Annotated in this window: 27 protein-coding genes; all 27 read right to left on the reverse strand. The window is 41.7% G+C overall.

Going from position 1 to position 22,584, the window contains the following annotated elements:
- Nucleotides 1-12 precede the first annotated feature (12 nt).
- Nucleotides 13-192 carry a 50S ribosomal protein L30 gene (gene rpmD / locus VEIS1202513_RS07450; RefSeq protein ID WP_004695138.1) on the reverse strand — a complete coding sequence of 60 codons (180 nt, stop codon included), beginning with the start codon at nt 190-192 and terminating at the stop codon, nt 13-15.
- Nucleotides 193-206: 14 nt separating this feature from the next.
- Complete coding sequence (rpsE, locus tag VEIS1202513_RS07455; protein WP_213467209.1) at nt 207-710, reverse strand: 30S ribosomal protein S5; 504 nt, start codon at nt 708-710, stop codon at nt 207-209.
- An 18-nt stretch (nt 711-728) separates the two neighbouring features.
- Nucleotides 729-1,109, reverse strand: a complete 381-nt coding sequence (gene rplR, locus VEIS1202513_RS07460; protein ID WP_050781715.1) for a 50S ribosomal protein L18 — start codon at nt 1,107-1,109, stop codon at nt 729-731.
- A gap of 17 nt (nt 1,110-1,126) precedes the next feature.
- On the reverse strand, nt 1,127-1,672 hold the full coding sequence (rplF, locus tag VEIS1202513_RS07465; RefSeq protein WP_039968986.1) for a 50S ribosomal protein L6: 546 nt from the start codon (nt 1,670-1,672) through the stop codon (nt 1,127-1,129).
- A 24-nt stretch (nt 1,673-1,696) separates the two neighbouring features.
- A complete protein-coding gene (gene rpsH / locus VEIS1202513_RS07470; RefSeq protein ID WP_004695128.1) occupies nt 1,697-2,083 on the reverse strand; it encodes a 30S ribosomal protein S8 in 387 nt (128 codons plus the stop codon).
- 27 nt (nt 2,084-2,110) lie between these two features.
- Entirely contained in the window at nt 2,111-2,380 is a 270-nt protein-coding gene (gene rpsN, locus VEIS1202513_RS07475; protein ID WP_005377140.1) for a 30S ribosomal protein S14, read from the reverse strand.
- 16 nt (nt 2,381-2,396) lie between these two features.
- Nucleotides 2,397-2,936: a 50S ribosomal protein L5 gene (gene rplE / locus VEIS1202513_RS07480; protein WP_024065152.1), complete on the reverse strand. Its 540-nt coding sequence runs from the start codon at nt 2,934-2,936 to the stop codon at nt 2,397-2,399.
- 23 nt (nt 2,937-2,959) lie between these two features.
- Nucleotides 2,960-3,280 carry a 50S ribosomal protein L24 gene (rplX, locus tag VEIS1202513_RS07485; protein ID WP_213467210.1) on the reverse strand — a complete coding sequence of 107 codons (321 nt, stop codon included), beginning with the start codon at nt 3,278-3,280 and terminating at the stop codon, nt 2,960-2,962.
- Nucleotides 3,281-3,298: 18 nt separating this feature from the next.
- Nucleotides 3,299-3,667 (reverse strand): 50S ribosomal protein L14, encoded by a 369-nt coding sequence (gene rplN, locus VEIS1202513_RS07490; RefSeq protein ID WP_005376994.1) that lies wholly within the window; start codon nt 3,665-3,667, stop codon nt 3,299-3,301.
- 24 nt (nt 3,668-3,691) lie between these two features.
- Nucleotides 3,692-3,952 (reverse strand): 30S ribosomal protein S17, encoded by a 261-nt coding sequence (gene rpsQ, locus VEIS1202513_RS07495; protein WP_005385504.1) that lies wholly within the window; start codon nt 3,950-3,952, stop codon nt 3,692-3,694.
- A 39-nt stretch (nt 3,953-3,991) separates the two neighbouring features.
- Nucleotides 3,992-4,195 (reverse strand): 50S ribosomal protein L29, encoded by a 204-nt coding sequence (rpmC, locus tag VEIS1202513_RS07500; protein WP_004695115.1) that lies wholly within the window; start codon nt 4,193-4,195, stop codon nt 3,992-3,994.
- Nucleotides 4,185-4,622, reverse strand: coding sequence for a 50S ribosomal protein L16 (rplP, locus tag VEIS1202513_RS07505; protein ID WP_004695114.1), 438 nt, complete (start codon nt 4,620-4,622; stop codon nt 4,185-4,187). Before rplP ends, rpmC begins: the two co-directional genes overlap by 11 nt.
- Nucleotides 4,622-5,287 carry a 30S ribosomal protein S3 gene (rpsC, locus tag VEIS1202513_RS07510; RefSeq protein ID WP_005385501.1) on the reverse strand — a complete coding sequence of 222 codons (666 nt, stop codon included), beginning with the start codon at nt 5,285-5,287 and terminating at the stop codon, nt 4,622-4,624. Before rpsC ends, rplP begins: the two co-directional genes overlap by 1 nt.
- A gap of 16 nt (nt 5,288-5,303) precedes the next feature.
- A complete protein-coding gene (gene rplV, locus VEIS1202513_RS07515) occupies nt 5,304-5,639 on the reverse strand; it encodes a 50S ribosomal protein L22 (RefSeq protein WP_004695112.1) in 336 nt (111 codons plus the stop codon).
- A 13-nt stretch (nt 5,640-5,652) separates the two neighbouring features.
- Nucleotides 5,653-5,934 (reverse strand): 30S ribosomal protein S19, encoded by a 282-nt coding sequence (gene rpsS, locus VEIS1202513_RS07520; protein ID WP_005385498.1) that lies wholly within the window; start codon nt 5,932-5,934, stop codon nt 5,653-5,655.
- Nucleotides 5,935-5,957: 23 nt separating this feature from the next.
- Nucleotides 5,958-6,788, reverse strand: coding sequence for a 50S ribosomal protein L2 (gene rplB, locus VEIS1202513_RS07525; protein ID WP_005385496.1), 831 nt, complete (start codon nt 6,786-6,788; stop codon nt 5,958-5,960).
- Between the two features lie 26 nt (nt 6,789-6,814).
- A complete protein-coding gene (gene rplW, locus VEIS1202513_RS07530; protein WP_004695108.1) occupies nt 6,815-7,099 on the reverse strand; it encodes a 50S ribosomal protein L23 in 285 nt (94 codons plus the stop codon).
- Entirely contained in the window at nt 7,099-7,722 is a 624-nt protein-coding gene (rplD, locus tag VEIS1202513_RS07535) for a 50S ribosomal protein L4 (protein WP_005377066.1), read from the reverse strand. The genes rplW and rplD overlap by 1 nt, the downstream gene beginning before the upstream one ends.
- Before the next feature lie 26 nt (nt 7,723-7,748).
- On the reverse strand, nt 7,749-8,390 hold the full coding sequence (gene rplC, locus VEIS1202513_RS07540; protein ID WP_004695102.1) for a 50S ribosomal protein L3: 642 nt from the start codon (nt 8,388-8,390) through the stop codon (nt 7,749-7,751).
- A gap of 12 nt (nt 8,391-8,402) precedes the next feature.
- Nucleotides 8,403-8,714 (reverse strand): 30S ribosomal protein S10, encoded by a 312-nt coding sequence (rpsJ, locus tag VEIS1202513_RS07545; RefSeq protein ID WP_004695100.1) that lies wholly within the window; start codon nt 8,712-8,714, stop codon nt 8,403-8,405.
- A 180-nt stretch (nt 8,715-8,894) separates the two neighbouring features.
- Nucleotides 8,895-10,082: an elongation factor Tu gene (gene tuf / locus VEIS1202513_RS07550; protein ID WP_105084932.1), complete on the reverse strand. Its 1,188-nt coding sequence runs from the start codon at nt 10,080-10,082 to the stop codon at nt 8,895-8,897.
- A gap of 50 nt (nt 10,083-10,132) precedes the next feature.
- Nucleotides 10,133-12,208 (reverse strand): elongation factor G, encoded by a 2,076-nt coding sequence (gene fusA / locus VEIS1202513_RS07555; protein WP_005385490.1) that lies wholly within the window; start codon nt 12,206-12,208, stop codon nt 10,133-10,135.
- Between the two features lie 15 nt (nt 12,209-12,223).
- On the reverse strand, nt 12,224-12,694 hold the full coding sequence (rpsG, locus tag VEIS1202513_RS07560) for a 30S ribosomal protein S7 (RefSeq protein WP_004693556.1): 471 nt from the start codon (nt 12,692-12,694) through the stop codon (nt 12,224-12,226).
- 52 nt (nt 12,695-12,746) lie between these two features.
- Nucleotides 12,747-13,121, reverse strand: a complete 375-nt coding sequence (gene rpsL / locus VEIS1202513_RS07565) for a 30S ribosomal protein S12 (protein WP_004693554.1) — start codon at nt 13,119-13,121, stop codon at nt 12,747-12,749.
- A 76-nt stretch (nt 13,122-13,197) separates the two neighbouring features.
- Entirely contained in the window at nt 13,198-13,443 is a 246-nt protein-coding gene (locus tag VEIS1202513_RS07570) for a ribosomal L7Ae/L30e/S12e/Gadd45 family protein (protein ID WP_005385487.1), read from the reverse strand.
- Between the two features lie 454 nt (nt 13,444-13,897).
- Nucleotides 13,898-18,100: a DNA-directed RNA polymerase subunit beta' gene (gene rpoC, locus VEIS1202513_RS07575; RefSeq protein ID WP_156720024.1), complete on the reverse strand. Its 4,203-nt coding sequence runs from the start codon at nt 18,098-18,100 to the stop codon at nt 13,898-13,900.
- Nucleotides 18,101-18,129: 29 nt separating this feature from the next.
- The gene (gene rpoB / locus VEIS1202513_RS07580) at nt 18,130-22,284 is read right to left on the reverse strand and encodes a DNA-directed RNA polymerase subunit beta (protein WP_213467211.1); all 4,155 of its coding nucleotides are present in this window, start codon (nt 22,282-22,284) and stop codon (nt 18,130-18,132) included.
- Nucleotides 22,285-22,584 lie beyond the last annotated feature (300 nt).

Here is a 22,584-nt window from a genome sequence, read left to right on the forward strand (position 1 = left end):
TCCTTATCAGTATTAAACTTCTTCAACTTTTACTAAATGTCTAACTTTGTGAAGCATACCTTCGATTTGAGGTGTTACTTCTTTTACAACTTGAGAATTAGTTTTTTTCAAGCCCAAAGCTTTAACTGTCGCGCGTTGATCTTCAGGACGACCGATTAAGCTTCTTGTTAATGTTACTTTAACTTGTGCCATTTCTTGTCTCCTTATTACGCGTTATAAATTTCTTCAACGGTTTTACCACGAAGTTCTGCAACTTCGCTTGCGCGTTTCAAATCTTTCAAACCTTCGATAGTAGCGCGAACCATATTGTTAGGGTTAGAAGAGCCCAAAGATTTAGTCAAGATGTTACGAACACCTACTAATTCCAATACGGCACGAACAGGGCCACCAGCGATAACGCCAGTACCTTCAGCAGCTGGTTTCAAGAATACGCGGCCTGCGCCGAATACGCCTGTTACGCTGTGAGGGATTGTACCATTTTTAACTGCTACGTTTACAATATTTTTCTTAGCATCATCAATACCTTTGCGAATTGCTTCTGGTACTTCCGCTGCTTTACCTAAGCCAACGCCTACATAACCGTTGCCATCACCAACAACTACAAGAGCGCTGAAGGAAAAACGACGACCGCCTTTAACTACTTTGGCTACGCGGTTGATGAATACTACTCTTTCTTTAAGATCAAGACTGGTGTAGTCAATTCTCGCCATGTCTATAGTTCCTCCTTCTTAGAATTTTAAGCCTGCTTCACGAGCACCTTCTGCAAGGGCTGCTACGCGGCCGTGGTAAATGTAACCACCACGGTCAAACACTACTGTGTCAATACCTTTAGCGATAGCTTTTTTAGCAACTGCTTCACCAACAGCTTTAGCAGCAGCTACGTTACCACCATAGGATAAGTTCAAATCTTTATCTAAAGAGCTAGCAGCAACCAAAGTTGTACCTGCTACGTCATCGATAACTTGAGCATAGATGTTGCCTAAAGAACGGAATACGTTCAAACGTGGGCAAGTTGCCGTACCAGAGATGTGACGGCGAATACGAAGATGACGTTTTGCTCGAGCGATGTTTCTACTAGATTTACGAGGCAAGATATTCACTCCTTTCATTCATATAGATGATATTACTATTTACCTTTTGCACCAGCTTTACCAGCTTTACGACGAACAACTTCGCCTTCATAGCGGATACCTTTACCTTTGTAAGGTTCTGGTTTTCTCCATTTACGGATATCAGCTGCTACTGCGCCTACAACTTCTTTGTCTGCACCAGAAACAACGATTTTGTTAGGAGCTGGAACTTCAATTGTAATACCAGCTGGAGCTTCCATTTCTACTGGATGAGAGAAGCCAAGTGTAAGAGCTAATTTATTGCCTTGTTTAGCCGCTCTGTAACCAACACCGTTGATTTCAAGAGTTTTTGTGAATCCTTCAGATACGCCTGTTACCATATTAGCAACAAGAGCGCGAGTCAAACCGTGAAGGGAACGATGAGCTTTATTGTCGGAAGGACGAGCTACTGTAATTGTGTTACCTTCAACAGTGATATTCATATCTGGATGCAAATCGCGAGATAATTCACCTTTAGGACCTTTTACGTTCATATGATGGTTATCATATGTAACAGTAACGCCTGCAGGGATCTCGATAGGCATTCTACCGATACGTGACATTATTTCTACCTCCTATTGCTACTATTACCAAACGTATGCGATTACTTCGCCACCAAGACCTTCTTTACGAGCTTGTTTGTCGCTCATAACGCCTTTGGATGTGGAAATAACTGCGATACCCAAACCACCAAGTACACGAGGAAGTTCTTCCTTTTTCGCGTAAACACGTAAACCAGGTTTGGAAATACGTTTAATTCCTGTAATAACTTTTTCGTTATTGGAACCATATTTCAAAGTTACTTTTAAAGTGTTTTCTTCTTTTTCTACGTTCTTTACGAAACCTTCTTGTAAAAGGATGTCAAGAACAGCTGCTTTCATTCTAGATGCAGGAATGTTTACCGTTTCATGAAGTGCAGCATTTGCATTACGGATGCGCGTAAGCATATCCGCGATAGGATCGGTCATTACCATAATCTAAAAACCTCCTCTCGTCTAATATTACCAGCTGGCTTTTTTAACACCAGGAATTTGTCCTTTGTACGCCAATTCACGGAACGCAATACGGCTGATACCGAATTTGCGCATATAGCCGTGAGGACGACCAGTTAAGTTGCAACGGTTGTGTAAGCGTGTTGGGGATGCATTTGCTGGTAATTTGGACAAGCCTTCATAATCACCTGCTGCTTTTAACGCTGCACGTTTAGCTGCATATTTTTCAACGATTTTAGCGCGTTTCTTTTCGCGTTCAATCATAGATTTTTTAGCCATCTATATGTTCCTCCTATTATTTTTCAAAAGGCATACCGAATTGAGTCAACAATTCACGAGCTTCTTCATCTGTTTTAGCAGTTGTTACTACAATGATATCCATACCAGTAACACGTTCTACTTGATCATATTCGATCTCAGGGAAGATGAGCTGTTCTTTAAGACCCAAAGCGTAGTTACCACGGCCATCAAATGCTGTTGCGCTGATACCGCGGAAGTCACGTACACGAGGTAATGCCGCATTGATCAATTTGTCGAGGAATTCATACATGCGTTCGCCACGAAGAGTAACTTTAGTACCCAACGCCATACCTTCACGAACTTTGAAGTTCGCAATGGATTTTTTAGCTTTTGTGATTACAGGTTTTTGACCAGCGATGATAGTCAAATCATTAACTGCTGCTTCCAATGCTTTTGCATTGCCTACTGCATCACCAACGCCGATGTTGATAACGATTTTTTCCAATTTAGGGATTTCCATAACGTTGCCGTATTGGAATTTTTCTTGCAAACTCTTTTTAATTTCAGAGTTGTATTGTTCAAATAAACGAGACATTTATTTAGCTCCTCCTTTCCTGATTATTTAAGTACTGTACCAGATTTAACTGTAGCGCGAACGAATTTACCGTCTTTGCCTTCAACTTTTTTGATACGAGTAGCTGTTTTAGTTTCTGGGTCAACAACCATTACGTTAGAAACATGGATACCAGCTTCTTTAGTAATGATGCCACCTTGTGGGTTAGCTTGAGAAGGTTTTGTGTGACGTTTTACAGTGTTAACGCCTTCAACAAATACGCGTTCTTTTTTAGGTTCAGTTGCAATTACTGTACCTTGCTTACCTTTATCTTTACCGGAGATAACAACAACTGTATCGCCTTTTTTGATTTGTAGTTTAGCCATATGCTGCGTTCCTCCTTCTTATAATACTTCTGGAGCCAAGGAAACAATTTTCATGAAATCTTTTTCACGAAGTTCTCTTGCTACAGGTCCGAAGATACGAGTACCACGAGGGGTTTTATCTTCTTTAATAACTACTGCTGCGTTTTCATCGAAACGAATATAGGAACCGTCTTGACGGCGGATACCTTTTTTAGAACGAACAATAACAGCTTTAACTACGTCGCCTTTCTTGACAACGCCACCGGGTGATGCATCTTTTACAGAAGCAACGATTACGTCACCGATATTGCCGAATTTGCGATAAGAACCGCCCATGACTTGGATACACATAATACGTTTTGCACCAGTGTTGTCGGCAACATTCAAAATTGTTTGTTGCTGGATCATCGTCTATTCCTCCTTACATCACTCTTATTTTTGTCTTTCAAGAATTTCAACAACTCTCCAACATTTATCTTTAGAAAGTGGACGAGTTTCTACAATTTTAACTGTATCGCCAATTTGACACTCATTGTTTTCATCATGAGCTTTGAAGCGTTTAGTGCTAACCATTGGCTTGTTATATAATGCGTGAGGTACTTTACGTTCTACAGCAACAACAACAGTTTTATTCATTTTGTCGCTAACAACTTTACCTACGCGGACTTTACGTACGTTTCTTTCTTCTGCCACGATTTTAAGCCTCCTTTTCAACCTTTAACAAATCTGTTATTATGCGTTTTCAGATTTAAGTTCAACTTCACGTTGTACAGTTTTAATACGAGCGATTGTCTTCTTAACTTCACGAATGCGCATAGGATTTTCTAATTGACCTGTTGCAAGCTGAAAACGGAGGTTAAATAACTCTTCCTTAAGACCGGAAACTTTTTGTTCCATTTCGGCAGCGCTCATATTGCGAATGTCATTAACCTTCATTTACGTCACCACCCAATTCTTTACCCTTAACAACAAATTTGCATTTGATTGGAAGTTTATGGCTTGCAAGACGCATAGCTTCACGAGCTGTAGCTTCTGGCACACCGTCCATTTCAAACATTACACGACCTGGTTTAACTACTGCTACCCAGTATTCAGGAGAACCTTTACCGGAACCCATACGAGTACCAGCTGGTTTAGCTGTGATTGGTTTGTCAGGGAAAATTTTAATCCATACTTTACCACCACGTTTGATATAACGAGTCATAGCAATACGGGCAGCTTCGATTTGACGGTTAGTGATCCAAGATGGTTCGCATGCTACCAAGCCGAACTCACCATGAGACACTGTATTACCGCGCATAGCACGACCTTTCATACGGCCGCGGAATTGCTTACGATGTTTTACGCGCTTTGGAATAAGCATTACTTGCCACCTTCTTCCTTCTTAGCAGGTTGTTTCGCTTCTGGCAAAACTTCACCTTTGTAAATCCATACTTTAATGCCGATACAACCATATGTTGTATGAGCTTCAGCAGTACCGTAGTCGATGTCTGCACGAAGTGTATGCAAAGGAATAGAACCTTCACGGTAGGATTCGCTACGAGCGATTTCAGCGCCGCCAAGACGACCACTTACCATGATTTTAATACCTTTTGCACCTAAGCGCATTGTACGACCTACAGCTTGTTTCATTGCACGACGGAAACCAATACGGCGTTCCAATTGGCCAGCAATGTTTTCTGCAACCAAGATTGCATCCATGTCTGCTTGTTTAATTTCTGCGATGTTAACGTCCACTTGTTTGTCAGTGAAACGAGTCATTGCTTTTTTGATATCTTCGATACCAGCACCACCACGACCGATAACCATACCTGGTTTTGCAGTGTGGATAGTCAATTTAATACGTTTATTTGTACGCTCGATTTCAATGCGGGAAATACCAGCAATGAAAAGGGTTTCTTTCAAGAAGTTACGAATTTTTACGTCTTCATGAAGATTAGCAGCGAAATCTTTATCTGCATACCATTTTGCGTCCCAATCTTTTACGATACCGACACGCAAACCGTGTGGATTAACTTTTTGACCCACTCTGTTTCCCTCCTTCTTAAGCTCTTTCTTTAACTACTACTGTTACATGGCTAGTGCGTTTCAAAATTTTGAAAGCTTGACCACGGGAACGAGGATGAATGCGTTTTAATGTAGGGCCTTGATCAACGAAGATCTCGGATACGTAAAGATTGTCAACATTCATATCGAAATTATGTTCAGCGTTTGCGATTGCAGAACGCATAACTTTTTCTACTACATCAGCGCCAACTTTCGGAGTGAACTTCAAGATGGCAAATGCTTCGCCGATGTTTTTACCGCGCACTAAATCTGCAACGATACGGATTTTACGAGGCGCGATTCGGATATGTCTAGCGATTGCTTTTGCTTCCATGTATTATTTCCTCCTATTTTTTGCCTGTAGATTTTTCGTCCTTACCATGACCTTTATAAGTACGTGTAGGAGCGAACTCACCTAATTTATGACCTACCATATCTTCTGTAATGAATACAGGTACATGTTTGCGACCATCATGCACAGCAATTGTGTGGCCTACAAAACTTGGGATAATAGTAGAGGCACGGGACCAGGTTTTTACAACTTTCTTTTCGTTAGTTTCGTTTAAAGCTTCAACTTTCTTAAGCAAATGATCTGCTACGAAAGGGCCTTTTTTAATAGATCTGGACACTATTTTATCTCCTTTCCTTTATCCTATTTTGTACGACGTTTAATGATTAAGCTGTTAGAAGCTTTTTTCTTGTCGCGAGTTTTAACACCATGTGCTGGTTTGCCCCAAGGTGTAACAGGATGTTTACGACCAACAGGAGATTTACCTTCACCACCACCATGTGGATGGTCACAAGGGTTCATTACAACACCACGGTTGCCAGGGCGAACGCCCATCCAACGATGACGACCAGCTTTACCAATTACAAGGTTGCTGTGGTCAGCGTTACCAACAACACCTACTGTTGCACGGCACTCTTGACGAACACGACGCATTTCACCAGATGGTAAACGAAGAATAGCATAGCCATTATCTTTACCCATCAATTGAGCAGATGTACCAGCGGAACGAACGATTTGGCCACCTTTACCGATTTTCAATTCGATATTGTGGATTTGTGTACCGTCTGGAATATTAGCCAATGGTAAGCAGTTACCAGGTTTAATATCGGACTCAGGACCGGAGAATACAACGTCACCAACTTTTAGACCGTTAGGAGCTAAAATGTAGCGTTTTTCACCATCAGCGTAGTTAAGCAAAGCGATACGAGAAGAACGGTTAGGATCATACTCGATTGTTGCTACTTTAGCTGGAATATTATCTTTAGTACGTTTGAAGTCAATAATACGATATTGACGTTTATGACCGCCACCTTGGTGACGAACTGTCATTTTACCAGTATTGTTACGACCACCTTTTTGAGAAATCTTAGCTAGCAAAGATTTTTCTGGTTTGCTTGCTGTGATTTCGTCGAAGGCGGATACTGTCATAAACCGGCGACCAGCGGAGTACGGTTTAAATGATTTAATTGCCATTAGTGGGCCTCCTTACAACTAGACTCTTAGACACCTTCAAAGAATTCAATGGATTCGCCAGCTTTCAAAGTAACGATAGCTTTTTTGTAATCGCTGCGTTTACCTTGTGTACGACCCATGCGTTTAGTTTTGCCTAAAACACGAATAGTAGCTACTTTTTCTACTTTTACATTGAAGATTTTTTCAACTGCTTGACGGATTTGCACTTTATTTGCAGTCAAAGGCACACGGAAAGTATATTTGCCTTCTTCCATAAGCATAGTGGATTTTTCGGTAATAACCGGGCGGATTAGTACATCATGTAATTGCATTATCCAAGTACCTCCTCGATTTTTGCGACAGCACCTTTAGTAATGAAGAGCTTATCGTAATGAAGAAGATCGAAAATGTTCATACCTTCGCAAGCCAATGCTTTAACACCTTGGATATTGCGAGCGGAACGTTCAACATTTACATCACCTTCAGTGATGAACAATACTTTTGCATCACCAACATTGAAGCTATTGATAATATTCAATACTTCTTTAGTTTTAGGAGCTGCTAATGTGATTTCTTCCAAAACGTATAATTCGCTATTATTCACTTTATCGCTAAGAGCAGATTTAACTGCTAAACGTCTAGCCTTACGAGGCATAGCTTTGTAATAGCTGCGAGGTTGTGGACCAAATGTAGTACCGCCACCAATCCAGATTGGGGAACGGCTGGAACCGGAACGTGCACGACCAGTACCTTTTTGTTTCCAAGGTTTGCGGCCACCGCCACGAACCATACCTCTAGTTTTTGTTGCATGTGTGCCGAGACGTTCGTTAGACAATTGACGAACTACGGCTTGATGCATTACGGCTTCGTTAACTTCAACGCCGAATACTGCATCGTTTAACTGTATTTCACCGACTTTAACGCCGGATTGATTATATGTTGCTACTGTAGGCATTACATAATCCTCCTTTCGACAAATGATTATTTAACAGGTTTAACCGTGTTGCGAACCATAACCAAGCTACCTTTAGCGCCTGGGATACCACCTTTAACCAATAAAAGGTTACGTTCAGCATCAACTTTCACAACGGATAAGCGTTGTACGGTAACTCTGTAACCACCCATTTGTCCAGGGAGTTTTTTACCTTTGTATACCTTACCGCCGCCACCGGAGATCATAGGACCGATGGAACCAGGTTCACGGTGAGATTTAGAACCATGAGTTTCAGGACCACGGGAGAAGTTATGGCGTTTAATTGTGCCAGCAAAACCCTTACCTTTACCTGTACCCACTACGTCCACCAATTCACCTTCTGCGAAGATATCAGCTGCCAGAGTTTGGCCTACTGTGTAGTCAGCTGCATTAGCTACGCGAACTTCGCGAAGATATTTAACTGGAGCTACGCCAGCTTTGTCGAACTGACCTTTTACAGGTTTTGTTAAATGTTTTTCTTTAATGGAACCGTAACCAATTTGTACTGCTTCGTAGCCGTCTGTTTCAACAGTCTTAACGCGCACTACAACGCTTGGGGTAGTTTCCACTACTGTTACAGGAACTAATTGGCCTTCAGCTGTGAAGACTTGAGTCATTCCTAATTTTTTACCCAAAATAGCTTTAGACATTATCGCACCTCCTTATAGTTTTATTTCAATAGATACACCAGCTGGTAAATCTAAACGAGTGATAGCATCTACTGTTTTCGAATTTGGTTCAAGAATATCGATTAAGCGTTTATGTGTACGCATTTCGAATTGTTCACGAGAATCTTTGTTTACGTGTACAGAACGAAGAATTGTGAAGATATTCTTTTCTGTTGGCAATGGAATCGGACCAGATACCATAGCGCCATTTCTTTTTGCAGTGTCTACGATCTTAGCAGCGCTTTGATCGAGAGCTTTGTGGTCGTATGCCTTAAGGCGAATACGGATTTTTTGCTGTTTAGCCATTATTAATAATTCCTCCTGTCGTCCATTTCATGAATGGGCTGCTCCATAGAAATTCTCCTCCGCAGAGGCAACCTTCTACTTCATAGTTTAAAAACACAACACTAGAGCGGCATTACTGCCGCTCTGAATGCTGCATGTATTGTGCTCAACGCATCACTACGATGAGCATAAAAGGTTAAATTAACCTTCGATTTCAGTTACAACGCCAGCGCCTACTGTATGGCCACCTTCGCGGATCGCGAAACGAAGACCTTCTTCGATAGCGATTGGAGTGATCAATTCGATATCCATTGTTACGTTATCGCCAGGCATACACATTTCTACACCTTCAGGAAGGTTTACAACACCTGTTACGTCTGTTGTACGGAAGTAGAATTGTGGACGGTAGTTGGAGAAGAATGGAGTATGACGGCCACCTTCTTCTTTAGTCAATACGTATACTTCTGCTTTGAATTTTGTGTGTGGTTTGATGGAACCTGGTTTAGCCAATACTTGACCACGTTCGATGTCTTTGCGGTCTACACCACGAAGCAATGCACCAACGTTATCACCTGCTACTGCAGAATCCAAAGTTTTACGGAACATTTCAAGACCAGTTACTACGTATTGTTCAGCTTTTTCTTTCAAGCCTACAACTTCTACTGTGTCGCCTACGTTTACTTGACCACGTTCAACACGGCCAGTTGCTACTGTACCACGACCAGTGATTGTGAATACGTCTTCCACAGGCATCAAGAAAGGTTTGTCAGTATCACGAACTGGAGTTGGGATGTAGGAGTCTACAGCTGCCATCAATTCGTCGATTTTAGCTACATATTGAGCGTCGCCTTCCAAAGCTTTCAAAGCGGAACCTACAACGATAGGTACTTCGTCGCCAGGGAATTCGTAGGAGGAAAGAAGTTCACGAACTTCCATTTCTACTAATTCGATCAATTCTTCGTCGTCAACCATGTCAGCTTTGTTCAAGAATACTACGATTGCAGGAACACCAACTTGGCGAGCCAACAAGATGTGTTCGCGAGTTTGAGGCATAGGGCCGTCAGCTGCGGAACATACCAAGATAGCGCCGTCCATTTGAGCCGCACCAGTGATCATGTTTTTAACATAGTCAGCATGGCCTGGGCAGTCAACGTGTGCATAGTGACGGTTTTCAGTTTCGTATTCAACGTGTGCAGTGTTGATTGTGATACCGCGTTCACGTTCTTCTGGAGCTTTATCGATCATGCTGTAATCTTGGAAATCAGCTTGGCCTTTTTCAGCCAATACTTTAGTGATTGCAGCAGTCAAAGTAGTTTTACCATGGTCAACGTGACCGATTGTACCGATGTTAACATGCGGTTTCGTACGTTCAAATTTTTCTTTAGCCATTTTAAATTATCCTCCGAGGAAAATAGTAATTCTATTAATCTAATGTAAGATTAACCGTTTTTCTTTGCTTGAATTTCTTCAGCAATTTTCTTAGGAACTTCTTCGTAATGATCGAATGTCATGGAGTAGTTACCGCGACCTTGAGTTTTGGAACGAAGGTCAGTTGCGTAACCGAACATTTCGCTCAATGGAACATATGCTTTGATATGTTGGTTACCATTACGAGCTTCCATGCCGTCCATGCGACCACGACGGGAGTTCAAGTCACCGATAACGTCGCCCATGTATTCTTCAGGAACGTCTACTTCTACGGACATGTATGGTTCAAGCAATGCAGGGTCTGCTTTGCGAGCACCTTCTTTAAAGCCCATGGAACCAGCGATTTTGAAGGCCATTTCGTTGGAGTCAACGTCATGGTAGGAGCCGTCAAATACGATAACTTTGATGTCAACCATTGGATAACCAGCGATAACACCGGATTCCATAGCTTCTTTAACACCATTTTCAACAGGTCCGATGTATTCACGAGGAATTGCACCACCTACGACCTTATTTTCAAATTCGAAGCCAGCACCTGGTTCTTGAGGAATTAATTCCAACCAGCAGTGACCATATTGACCACGACCACCAGATTGACGAACGAATTTACCTTCAGATTTAACAGCTTTACGGATAGTTTCGCGATAAGCTACTTGAGGTTTACCTACGTTACATTCTACTTTGAATTCACGGTTCATACGGTCAACGATGATATCCAAGTGAAGTTCGCCCATACCGGAGATAATAGTTTGACCTGTTTCTTCATCAGTACGAACTTTGAAAGTAGGATCTTCTTCTGCCAAACGAGCAAGAGCTGTACCCATTTTTTCTTGGTCAGCTTTTGTTTTAGGTTCAACAGCAACGGAGATAACTGGTTCAGGGAATTCCATGGATTCAAGAATTACAGGATTCTTTTCATCACAAAGAGTATCACCAGTAGTAGTATCTTTCAAGCCTACAGCTGCAGCGATGTCGCCAGCGTAAACCATGTCGATTTCTTTACGAGTGTTAGCGTGCATTTGAAGAATACGGCCGATACGTTCTTTCTTACCTTTTGTGGAGTTGAAAACGTAGGAACCGGATTCCAATGTACCGGAGTACACACGGAAGAACGCTAATTTACCAACATAAGGGTCAGCCATGATTTTGAATGCCAATGCGGAGAATGGTTCATCATCGGAAGAAGGACGAGTAGTTTCTTCTTCAGTACCAGGAACGACACCTTTAATAGCTGGAATGTCGATAGGAGCTGGCATGTAATCTACAACAGCATCCAATAACATTTGTACACCTTTGTTTTTGTAGGAAGAACCACAAAGAACTGGGAACAATTGGTTAGCAATAACTGCTTTACGCAATGCTGTTTTCAATTCTTCAATGGAGATTTCTTCACCTTCCAAATATTTCATCATAATATCGTCATCAGTTTCAGCGATAGCATCGATCATCATTTCGCGACGAGCTTCAGCTACTTCTTGATATTCTGCTGGGATATCAGTGATTTCATATTCTTTACCGTCATCGGATTTGTAAATTTCCGCTTTCATAGTCATCAAATCGATGATGCCTTCGAAAGTATCTTCAGCGCCGATTGGCACTTGAATAGCTACGGAATTTGCACCCAAACGGGATTTCATCATATCAACTACGTTGAAGAAGTCAGCACCTACAGTATCCATCTTATTTACATAAGCGATACGAGGTACGCCGTAGTTAGAAGCTTGACGCCATACTGTTTCGGATTGTGGTTCAACGCCGCCTTTAGCACTGAATACCGCAACAGAACCGTCAAGTACACGTAGAGAACGTTCTACTTCTACAGTAAAGTCAACGTGACCAGGAGTATCGATGATGTTGATACGATGATCTTTCCAGTGACATGTTGTCGCAGCAGAAGTGATTGTGATACCACGTTCTTGTTCTTGCGCCATCCAGTCCATCGTAGCAGCACCTTCATGTACTTCGCCGATTTTGTGAACAATACCTGTATAGTAGAGGATACGTTCTGTAGTTGTTGTTTTACCAGCATCGATGTGAGCCATGATACCGATATTACGAGTTTTTGCTAGGGAAAACTCTCTTGCCACAGTTGTCACCTCTTATTACCAACGATAATGAGCAAATGCTTTATTAGCTTCTGCCATTTTATGAGTATCTTCTTTTTTCTTGATTGCAGCGCCTGCATTGTTGAAAGCGTCCATCAATTCGCCTGCTAAGCGTTCTTTCATAGTGCGTTCACCACGAAGACGAGCATAGTTTACAACCCAGCGAATACCGAGTGTTTGACGGCGATCAGCACGAACTTCAACTGGCACTTGGTAGTTCGCACCACCGATACGGCGAGCACGTACTTCAAGTACAGGCATAACATTTTTCAATGCTTGATCAAAAACTTCCATTGGGTCTTGACCCATTTTGGAACGAATAATTTCGAATGCATCATATACGATAGTTTCAGCAATGCCTTTTTTGCCATCGTACATAACTTTGTTAATGAAACGTGTTACTAATTTGCTGTTGTACACCGGATCTGGAAGTACATCACGTTTCGGAACAGGGCCTTTTCTTGGCATGTTCAATTCCTCCTTTATAATGATGTGTGTTAGTTTCGTTTAATGGCTAAAATTATTTTTTAGCTTTTTTCGCGCCGTATTTGGAACGACTTTGCATACGGTTTTGTACGCCAGCTGTATCCAATGCACCACGAACGATGTGATAACGCACACCTGGAAGGTCTTTTACACGACCGCCTCTGATAAGTACAACACTGTGTTCTTGTAAATTGTGACCAATGCCTGGGATGTAAGCAGTTACTTCAATAGCGTTTGTCAAACGTACACGGGCAACTTTACGAAGCGCGGAGTTTGGTTTCTTTGGAGTAGCTGTGTACACACGAGTACATACACCACGTTTTTGTGGAGATTCTTGAAGTGCTGGAGCTGTAGATTTTTTAGTCAAGCTCATGCGACCTTTGCGTACTAGCTGATTAATTGTTGGCATTTGGGCACCTCCTTTCCAAATTTGAGATTTATAATTGATCCGTCATAACAAAGTGTTACATCGGATATTACCAAGATTAACGTAGGATACCTACCGCTGTGGCCCGCACCTTAATGCGACACGCACGACCAAGGTCATCCATAGTGTGCTTGTCATTCACAGGTATTCCCTGTTCAGCACAAGCATTTCGTATAGGTCCAACTACACTTTCATCACTATCATGTCCTACGAACACATACTTCACAGTCCCTCGTGCAATGTTTTTCAACGTTTGCTTGGCACCGATTGTTTTGTTCATCGACTTCAGATGGGCAATGTCCATAGTAAAATTCTCCTTACGAAATTATGCTACTTAGGCATACTTGCCCCTGAGCACTATGTAAGTATACCAATTACACAATCACATGTCAAACGTTTTTCGACGCTTCACACCGCTATACAACTGCATTTTATGTGTACACGTTTCCGTGCGTTTCATAATGGCGAATCATATAACAATATATGTAATTTTTATGCAAAAACAGCTATTTTATTCTCATTTTTATACATGATTTTCATATTATTTTAATTAATTACATTTCATGTATGCATAATTGATATAACTGAAAAATAAATAGTCATTTTTTAGTTCAATTTTATTAACCATATTCAATATATCTATATTATTAAACGAATAGGTTTATTTATTCTTTCTGACAATTACATCTTAACAGAGAAATTTAGTATCTATAAAAAAAGAGCGTGCCCTAAGGCACGCTCTCTTCTATTGCAATAGATTATTCTTCTACAGCAGCTTCTTCTGTAATATCGATGATTTCAGGTGTGTTTTTAACAACCTCAATCTTACGGTAACGGCTCATGCCAGTACCAGCAGGGATCAATTTACCGATGATTACGTTTTCTTTTAAGCCCAATAATGGATCGATTTTACCTTTGATAGCGGCATCTGTAAGAACACGTGTTGTTTCTTGGAAGGACGCAGCAGACAAGAAGGAATCCGTAGCCAATGCAGCTTTAGTAATACCCAACAATGTACGTTTGCCTGTAGCATTTTCACGGCCATTAAGAGTAAGACGACGGTTTTCTTCGTCAAAGGTATTAACGTCGACCATATCCCCTGGAAGCATATCTGCATCGCCAGCTGTTTCAACTTTTACTTTATGAAGCATTTGACGAACGATAACTTCGATATGTTTATCGTTAATTTCTACACCTTGAGATTTATATACTTTTTGTACTTCGTAAACGAGGTAACGTTGAGTTGCTTCTGTACCCATTACACGCATAATGTCATGAGGGTTAATAGAACCTTCTGTCAAACGTGCGCCTAAGGATACAACATCACCGTCTTTAACGATAATGCGAGAACCGTAAGGGATGAGGTAATCAAGTTCAATACCGTCTTCACCAGTGATGAAGATTGTATTAGTACCTTTTTTACCTTCGTTAGGTACAACGCGAACTGTACCTTCATTTTCTGCGATGATAGCATTACGTTTTGGTTTACGCGCTTCGAACAATTCTTCGACACGTGGCAAACCTTGTGTAATATCGTCACCTGCGACACCACCTGTATGGAATGTACGCATTGTCAACTGAGTACCAGGTTCACCGATGGATTGCGCTGCAATAATACCTACAGCTTCACCAACTTGAACTTGACCACCTGTACCAAGGTCGCGACCATAGCACTTGCGACATACGCCATAAGGGCTGCGGCAAGTCAATACGGAACGGATTTTAACTGTTTCATAGTGTTTTACAACTTCATCAGCCAATGGTTCTGTGATTTCACCGTTAAGAGGAACGATAACTTCGCCAGTTTCTTTATTAACCAATTCTTCAGCTGCAATACGACCTACGATACGATCTTTTAATGGTTCAATAACGCCAGTACCCTCAACGATTGCCTCCACTTCGATACCGTGGATTTCGTTGTTGCGTACTTGTACTTCTTTTACATCGGAGTTAAGGATAGCTTCGATGCCTTCTTCAGTGAGACGTGTATCAGCAGGGAAGATTTCTACACCTTCGCTGTCAACGATAGCATGTACAGTGTCCTTATTCAACATATTTTGAACCATAGTTTCTTTTAATGTTGCACGGATGCTGTCATCGCTTTCACCAAGAATAATTTTTTGAACCAAGTTAGTATGGTTGATATCGCTGTCAGAACCTAAATGTACACCGCGCAATGCGATAGATGTTACACCGGATTCAGCAATATCAGCTAAACATTGTTCGTCTAAGATAGTTTCGGAAGGTACAACAAGTTCCCCTGTTTCTACATTCACAACATCTTTATCTAATACACGACCAATAAGTTTATCTTTCAACAATTCCAATGCTTGACGTGGAGATGTAGCCAAACGAGCGCGTTCACGAACGAGATCGATACCTACAACGTCACAATCGTCCTCGCGAACGATAACGTCTTGAGATACGTCAACAAGACGACGAGTCAAGTAACCGGAGTCAGCTGTACGAAGCGCTGTATCGGCCAAACCTTTACGAGCACCATGAGAGGATGTAAAGTAATCCAATACAGTCAAGCCTTCTTTAAAGTTTGCTTTGATTGGCAAGTCGATGATACGACCAGATGGATCGGCCATCAAACCACGCATACCAGCAAGCTGACGGATCTGTTGTTTGTTACCACGGGCACCAGAGATAGCCATCATGTAAACAGGGTTGAAGCCATCTTTATCGCGCGCCATATTATCCATCATGGCATCAGTAACATCTTCTGTTGCTTGAGTCCACAATTGGATAGTTTTACGGTAACGTTCTTCTTCTGTAATAAGACCACGACGATACAAGCGAGATACTTTTTCTACTTCTTGTTCCGCTGTGTCTAACAAGCCAGTTTTTACTTCTGGTACTTTAATATCTGCAATAGCTACAGTCATACCTGCGCGACGTGCGAAGGAGTAACCCAAGGATTTAATACGGTCCAAGAGTTCTGCAGTCTTTTCATTGCCAAACAATTGGAAGCATTGGTCAACCAATTTACCAACTGTTTTCTTATCCATAACCTTACCTAAAGAGTAAGTGCCATCTTCACGTTTTTCATATTGCCACAATTCTGGGAATAGTGCATTGTTGAAGATCAAGCGACCTGCCGTTGTTTCTACACGGCCATGGTCAGGTAAACGGATATAAAGAATATCTTGCAAGCCAATAATATGAGATTCGTATGCAAGCATTACTTCATCATAAGTAGCAAATGTTTTTGCTTTATCACGAGTATCTTCACGTACAACTGTTAAGTAGTATGTACCCAAGATCATATCTTGAGATGGTACTGCTACTGGCTTACCGTCCTTAGTGGACAAGATATTATGGCTAGAAAGCATCAATGTACGAGCTTCCGCTTGTGCTTCTACGGACAATGGTAAGTGACATGCCATTTGGTCACCGTCAAAGTCGGCGTTGAAGGCTGTACATACTAATGGATGCAATTTGATAGCACGGCCTTCCCAAAGGATTGGTTCGAAGGCTTGGATACCAAGTCTATGCAATGTAGGGGCACGGTTCAAGAGAACTGGATGTTCTTTGATTACCTCTTCCAAGGCTTCCCATACACCAAGACCGATTCTTTCTACTTGGCGTTTAGCAGCCTTAATGTTGGATGCTTGACCACGCTCTACCAAACGTTTCATAACGAAAGGTTTGAACAATTCCAATGCCATTTCTTTAGGCAAACCACATTGGTGCATTTTAAGTTCAGGACCTACTACGATAACGGAACGACCGGAGTAGTCAACACGTTTACCAAGCAAGTTTTGACGGAAACGACCTTGTTTACCTTTAAGCATATCGGACAAAGATTTTAATGGACGATTACCAGGACCTGTTACAGGACGGCCACGGCGACCATTATCAATCAATGCGTCAACAGCTTCTTGAAGCATACGTTTTTCGTTGCGCACAATGATATCAGGAGCACCTAAATCTAACAAACGTTTCAAACGGTTGTTACGGTTGATAACACGACGGTACAAATCATTGAGGTCAGATGTAGCGAAACGACCACCATCTAATTGAACCATAGGGCGCAATTCAGGTGGGATAACAGGAACAACATCCATAATCATCCATTCTGGGCGATTGCCAGATTGACGGAATGCTTCTACCACTTCTAAACGACGAACCGCACGAATTTTACGTTGACCACTTGCAGTGTTCAATTCTTCGCGCAATTCAGCATTCAATGCTTCAAGATCAAGTTCTGCTAAAAGAGCTTTTACAGCCTCAGCACCCATGTCGATACATGCGAAGAGAACTTCTTCAGCAGCGCCTAATTCATAACGCTCTTCACGAGTTAGTTCTTCGTATTCTTTATCTGCTTCTGGGATTGTTGCATCATCGCGAAGAGCAGCATTATAGCGCTCTTTGCGTTGTGCTTCACGAACGATAGCTAAACGTTCGTTACGTTGAGCTACTGTTTCGATTACGACGGATTTACCACCGATAGTATAACCGTCTTCGTTAAACTGAGCTTCATATTCGCGGTACTCTTGCTCGGACAACAATTGGCGTTTTGCCAATGGAGTACCAGCTGGATCTACTACGATGTAGGAAGCAAAGTATAATACGCGTTCCAAGGAACGTGGGGATACATCAAGGATAAGGCCCATGCGAGATGGGATACCTTTAAAGTACCAAATGTGAGATACAGGAGTAGCCAATTGGATATGGCCCATACGTTCACGACGTACTTTTGCACGTGTAACCTCTACACCACATTTATCGCAGACTACGCCTTTATGGCGAATGCGTTTATATTTGCCGCAGTGACATTCCCAGTCCTTTGTTGGTCCAAAAATGCGTTCGCAGAATAGACCATCACGTTCTGGCTTCAACGTACGGTAGTTAATAGTTTCAGGTTTCTTAACTTCCCCATGAGACCAAGCTAAGATCTGCTCTGGAGAGGCTAAACCGATTCGCATGGAATCGAATTCATTTACGTCTAGCACTACTATCGCTCCCTTCCTTATAGATAGTTTTAGTCTTCATCGTTAGAGGAATCGCCCATTGGGAATGCCAATTGGCTAAGGATATCGTCTTCACCGCCGTTATCAGCTGGTGCTTCTTCCTCTACTTCTGGCTCTACTACAGTTACTTCATCAGTTTCTACTGCACTGCCTTCCATAACTTCTTCAATGCCAGTTTCTACCACTTCATCTTCGTCATCAAGTTCTTTCATAACAACTTCTTCTTGATCTTCATTCAAGATTTTTACATCAAGACCAATACTTTGAAGTTCTTTGAGCAATACCTTGAAGGACTCAGGTACACCTGGTTCAGGGATGTTTTCGCCTTTAACGATTTTTTCGTATGCTTTCACACGACCAACAACGTCGTCAGACTTAACAGTTAATAGCTCTTGAAGTGTATAAGCTGCGCCATATGCTTCGAGAGCCCAAACTTCCATTTCCCCGAAACGTTGACCACCGAATTGAGCTTTACCGCCCAATGGTTGTTGTGTAACAAGGGAGTACGGACCTGTGGAACGAGCATGGATTTTATCATCAACCAAGTGATGGAGTTTAAGCATGTATACGTAACCAACAGTTACACGGTTATCCATAGGTTCACCAGTACGACCATCGTACAATACTGTTTTACCATCATCGGAACGACCAGCAATGCCTAATGTTTCAAATACGTCTTTTTCATGCGCACCATCAAATACAGGTGTAGCAATGTGAATACCAGCTACATCTGGTTTTGGCATGCCATATGTTTCATAATCGTAACCAAGGCCTTCGAGTTCATGACGAATTTCAACGCGTTTAGCACGAGCAGATTCAATATGGTTCAATGTAGTTTTAACTTTATTAATAGCTTCTAATTCTTCTACAAGAGCTGGATCCATTTCTGGAGCATCTTCTTCAGAGTCAAAGAATTCTACATGAAGTGCATTGTATTTAGCTTCAATAGCTTTAAGTTCTTGATAACGAGCTTCGCCGCCAAGAGCTTCAAGTTTCTTTTGCGCTGCAGATTCTACATGACCAAGAATTTGAGATTTCAAGTCGATGATTTTTTCATCGATGTCGAAATGAGGAACAGTCACATCTTCTTTAGCTTTTGCTTCTAATTCTTCAATTTCAGCATATAAGCCGCGAATAGCGTCAATTTGTTCCCAATAAGATGCATCAGTACGAGCTTCTTTCAATACATTTTGAATGTGAAGATCTGTAGCTTTGATTTTCATACCTAAGCCTTGAACAGCCCAACCCAAGTGAGTTTCAAGAACCTGACCGATGTTCATACGAGAAGGTACGCCCAATGGGTTCAATACGATTTGTACTGGAGTACCATCTGGAAGGAATGGCATATCTTCTTTTCTCATAACGCGAGAAACGACACCTTTGTTACCATGACGGCCCGCCATTTTATCGCCTTCATGAATCTTACGTTTTTGAGCGATGTATACGCGAACAAGTTTATTTACACCTGGTTGTAATTCGTCGCCGTTTTCACGAGTGAAGACTTTAACGTCTACTACTTTACCAGATTCGCCATGAGGTACGCGCAAGGATGTGTCGCGAACTTCACGTTCTTTGTCGCCAAAGATAGCGCGCAATAAACGTTCTTCTGGAGTAAGTTCAGTTTCGCCTTTTGGTGTAGCTTTACCTACGAGGATATCGCCAGGGTGTACTTCTGCACCAATGCAGATAATACCTTCTTCATCTAAGTTTTTAAGAGTGTCGTCACCAGTATTAGGCAATTCACGAGTAATTTCTTCAGCACCTAATTTAGTGTCGCGCGCATCACATTCGTATTCTTCAATATGAATGGATGTGTAGATATCTTCTTTGCAAAGTTCTTCACTAAGCAAGATCGCATCTTCGTAGTTATAACCTTCCCAAGGCATGAACGCTACAAGAACGTTGTAACCTAATGCCAATTCGCCGCCATCAGTAGCAGGACCATCAGCCAACACTTGACCTTTTACAACATGGTCGCCACGATTAACGATTGGTTTTTGGTTAAAGCATGTGGATTGGTTAGAACGAAGGAATTTATTCATACGGTATACATCAACACGACCATCGCTATCGCGAAGAACGTGGATTTCATTACCCCAGCAACGTACAACTTTACCAGCTTCACGGGCAAGTACGCAAACACCGGAGTCAGTAGCTGCTGTATATTCCATACCTGTACCAACAAGTGGAGCTTGCGCACGCAAAAGTGGTACCGCTTGACGTTGCATGTTCGCACCCATCAAGGCACGGTTAGCATCGTCATTTTCAAGGAATGGAATCATGGCTGTACCGATGGATACAACTTCTTTTGGACTAACGTCCATGTAGTCAACCTTATCAGGTGTAACTTCTAATACATCATGACCACGACGACAAGCTACGTGTTCATTAGTAAAGTAACCTTCAGCATCGATTGGAGAGTTCGCTTGGGCAATTGTCATGCCTTCTTCTTCATCAGCTGTCATATATACAACGGAATCAGATACACGAACCTTGATAACTTTGTCTGCATCTTCACCTGTACCATAGATTTTTTCAACCTTACGGTATGGAGCTTCAATGAAACCAAATTCATTTACTTTCGCATAGTTAGACAAGGAGTTGATCAAACCGATGTTTGGACCTTCTGGAGTTTCGATTGGACACATGCGGCCATAGTGAGAGTGATGCACGTCACGAACTTCGAAGCCTGCACGCTCACGAGATAAACCACCAGGGCCAAGGGCAGATAGACGACGTTTGTGAGTCAATTCTGCTAATGGGTTTGTTTGGTCCATGAACTGAGACAATTGGGAAGAACCAAAGAATTCTTTGATTGCTGCCACTACAGGACGAATATTAATCAACGCTTGAGGCGTGATAGATTCGATTTCTTGAATTGTCATACGTTCACGAACAACACGTTCCATACGAGTTAAACCAATACGGAATTGGTTTTGCAACAATTCACCTACGCAACGAAGACGACGGTTACCCAAGTGGTCGATATCATCTGTATGACCTGCGCCATCCATAAGGTTGAGCAAGTAAGAGATGTTAGCGATCATGTCTTCTCTTGTGACTGTACGGTGATCATATGGCAAGTTGCAGTTATTACAGATAACTTTGGACTCTACACCATCGTTATTTACGATGTAGAATTCAGCGAAACCTTCGCCATCGAATACATGGCTATTAGCAACGATATCAAGTTGTTCTTCCCCAACTTGTACACCTGCATCAAGGATAATTTCGCCAGTCTCTGGATCTACGATAGGTTGTGCCAATGTTTGACCCAACATACGTTGACGCCAGCCAAGTTTTTTGTTCAATTTGTAACGACCAACGCGCGCCAAGTCATAACGACGTGCATCGAAGAACAAGTTATCGAACAAGTTACGAGCGGACTCTACAGTAGGAGGCTCGCCTGGACGTAATTTTTTATAGATTTCAACCAATGCTTCATCAGCAGATTGAGTTGTATCTTTTTCTAATGTACGAACGATGCGTTCATCATATACTGGTAAACCATCTTCATCAGTTTTACCATTCCAGAAGAGGTCAAGGATGCTTTCATTAGTATCCCAACCTAATGCACGTACCAATACAGTAGCTGGTAATTTACGGTTACGGTCAATACGAACAGCAACAACTTCGCTTGCATCAGTTTCAAGCTCAATCCATGCGCCACGGTTAGGAATAACTGTGGAATCGTACAAACGGTTACCCATTGTATCGATTTCTTTATTGTAGTAAACGCCTGGAGAACGTACCAATTGGGATACGATAACACGTTCTGCACCATTGATGATGAAAGTACCTGTATCAGTCATCAATGGGAAATCGCCCATGAATACTTCTTGTTCTTTAATGTCCATATTTTCTGGATCATTATTTACCAAGCGAACATTTACACGAAGTGGTGCTGCATAAGTAGCATCACGGTTTTTACATTCATTAATATCATACTTAGGTTCACCTAAGCTGAAACCTTCGAAAGAAAGTACTAGATTACCTGAATTGTCTTTAATCGGAGAAATATCGTTGAAAATATTTTGTAAACCACTCTCCAAGAACCACTCATACGATTTACGCTGAATGTCCAATAAATGCGGCATCTTGATAACTTCGTTAATTTTAGCGTACGTATAACGAGTTCGTTTGCCTACCTGTTCAGGTTTGAACATATTTGCTTTCACCCCTATCAAAACACACTGGTCTACCATTTTCTATAACGGCACGGAAAAGACATCTTACAGGTCTCAGTTTTCCTGCTCGGATAACGTCAAATAAAGCAAGGCCCATTTCATTTTTAAAAATAACCTTGCTTTCCATTAACCAAGCACAACCTTGGAAGAAAACCTCATCACTATTCAAGTTATAGTTTTTATATCCAAAAGCAGGAAACGCTACTTTTGCAATATATAATTCTATCAGTATTAAAAAAGACTGTCAACCAAAAGGGTTGACAGTCTTTCATTTTCATG

Origin of the sequence: Veillonella orientalis (genome assembly GCF_018406505.1) — a bacterium.
Taxonomy (GTDB): Bacteria; Bacillota; Negativicutes; order Veillonellales; family Veillonellaceae; genus Veillonella; species Veillonella nakazawae.

Excerpts from the sequence above, each read along its gene's own strand:
- rplW (WP_004695108.1), bottom strand. The coding sequence starts at position 7,099 with ATGCAATTACATGATGTACTAATCCGCCCGGTTATTACCGAAAAATCC.
- rplE (WP_024065152.1), bottom strand. The coding sequence starts at position 2,936 with ATGTCTCGTTTATTTGAACAATACAACTCTGAAATTAAAAAGAGTTTG.
- VEIS1202513_RS07570 (WP_005385487.1), bottom strand. The coding sequence starts at position 13,443 with ATGGACATTGCCCATCTGAAGTCGATGAACAAAACAATCGGTGCCAAG.
- rpsN (WP_005377140.1), bottom strand. The coding sequence starts at position 2,380 with ATGGCTAAAAAATCTATGATTGAACGCGAAAAGAAACGCGCTAAAATC.
- rpoB (WP_213467211.1), bottom strand. The coding sequence starts at position 22,284 with ATGTTCAAACCTGAACAGGTAGGCAAACGAACTCGTTATACGTACGCT.
- rpsE (WP_213467209.1), bottom strand. The coding sequence starts at position 710 with ATGGCGAGAATTGACTACACCAGTCTTGATCTTAAAGAAAGAGTAGTA.
- rplD (WP_005377066.1), bottom strand. The coding sequence starts at position 7,722 with ATGCCTACAGTAGCAACATATAATCAATCCGGCGTTAAAGTCGGTGAA.
- rpsG (WP_004693556.1), bottom strand. The coding sequence starts at position 12,694 with ATGCCAAGAAAAGGCCCTGTTCCGAAACGTGATGTACTTCCAGATCCG.
- rplV (WP_004695112.1), bottom strand. The coding sequence starts at position 5,639 with ATGGAAGCAAAAGCAATCGCTAGACATATCCGAATCGCGCCTCGTAAA.
- rpsJ (WP_004695100.1), bottom strand. The coding sequence starts at position 8,714 with ATGGCTAAACAGCAAAAAATCCGTATTCGCCTTAAGGCATACGACCAC.
- rplX (WP_213467210.1), bottom strand. The coding sequence starts at position 3,280 with ATGGCTAAACTACAAATCAAAAAAGGCGATACAGTTGTTGTTATCTCC.
- rplP (WP_004695114.1), bottom strand. The coding sequence starts at position 4,622 with ATGCTTATTCCAAAGCGCGTAAAACATCGTAAGCAATTCCGCGGCCGT.
- rplC (WP_004695102.1), bottom strand. The coding sequence starts at position 8,390 with ATGTCTAAAGCTATTTTGGGTAAAAAATTAGGAATGACTCAAGTCTTC.
- rpsH (WP_004695128.1), bottom strand. The coding sequence starts at position 2,083 with ATGGTAATGACCGATCCTATCGCGGATATGCTTACGCGCATCCGTAAT.
- tuf (WP_105084932.1), bottom strand. The coding sequence starts at position 10,082 with ATGGCTAAAGAAAAATTTGAACGTACGAAACCGCATGTTAACATCGGT.
- rplB (WP_005385496.1), bottom strand. The coding sequence starts at position 6,788 with ATGGCAATTAAATCATTTAAACCGTACTCCGCTGGTCGCCGGTTTATG.
- rplN (WP_005376994.1), bottom strand. The coding sequence starts at position 3,667 with ATGATCCAGCAACAAACAATTTTGAATGTTGCCGACAACACTGGTGCA.
- rplF (WP_039968986.1), bottom strand. The coding sequence starts at position 1,672 with ATGTCACGTATCGGTAGAATGCCTATCGAGATCCCTGCAGGCGTTACT.
- rpsL (WP_004693554.1), bottom strand. The coding sequence starts at position 13,121 with ATGCCAACAATTAATCAGCTAGTACGCAAAGGTCGCATGAGCTTGACT.
- rpmD (WP_004695138.1), bottom strand. The coding sequence starts at position 192 with ATGGCACAAGTTAAAGTAACATTAACAAGAAGCTTAATCGGTCGTCCT.
- rpmC (WP_004695115.1), bottom strand. The coding sequence starts at position 4,195 with ATGAAGGTTAATGACATTCGCAATATGAGCGCTGCCGAAATGGAACAA.
- rplR (WP_050781715.1), bottom strand. The coding sequence starts at position 1,109 with ATGAAAGGAGTGAATATCTTGCCTCGTAAATCTAGTAGAAACATCGCT.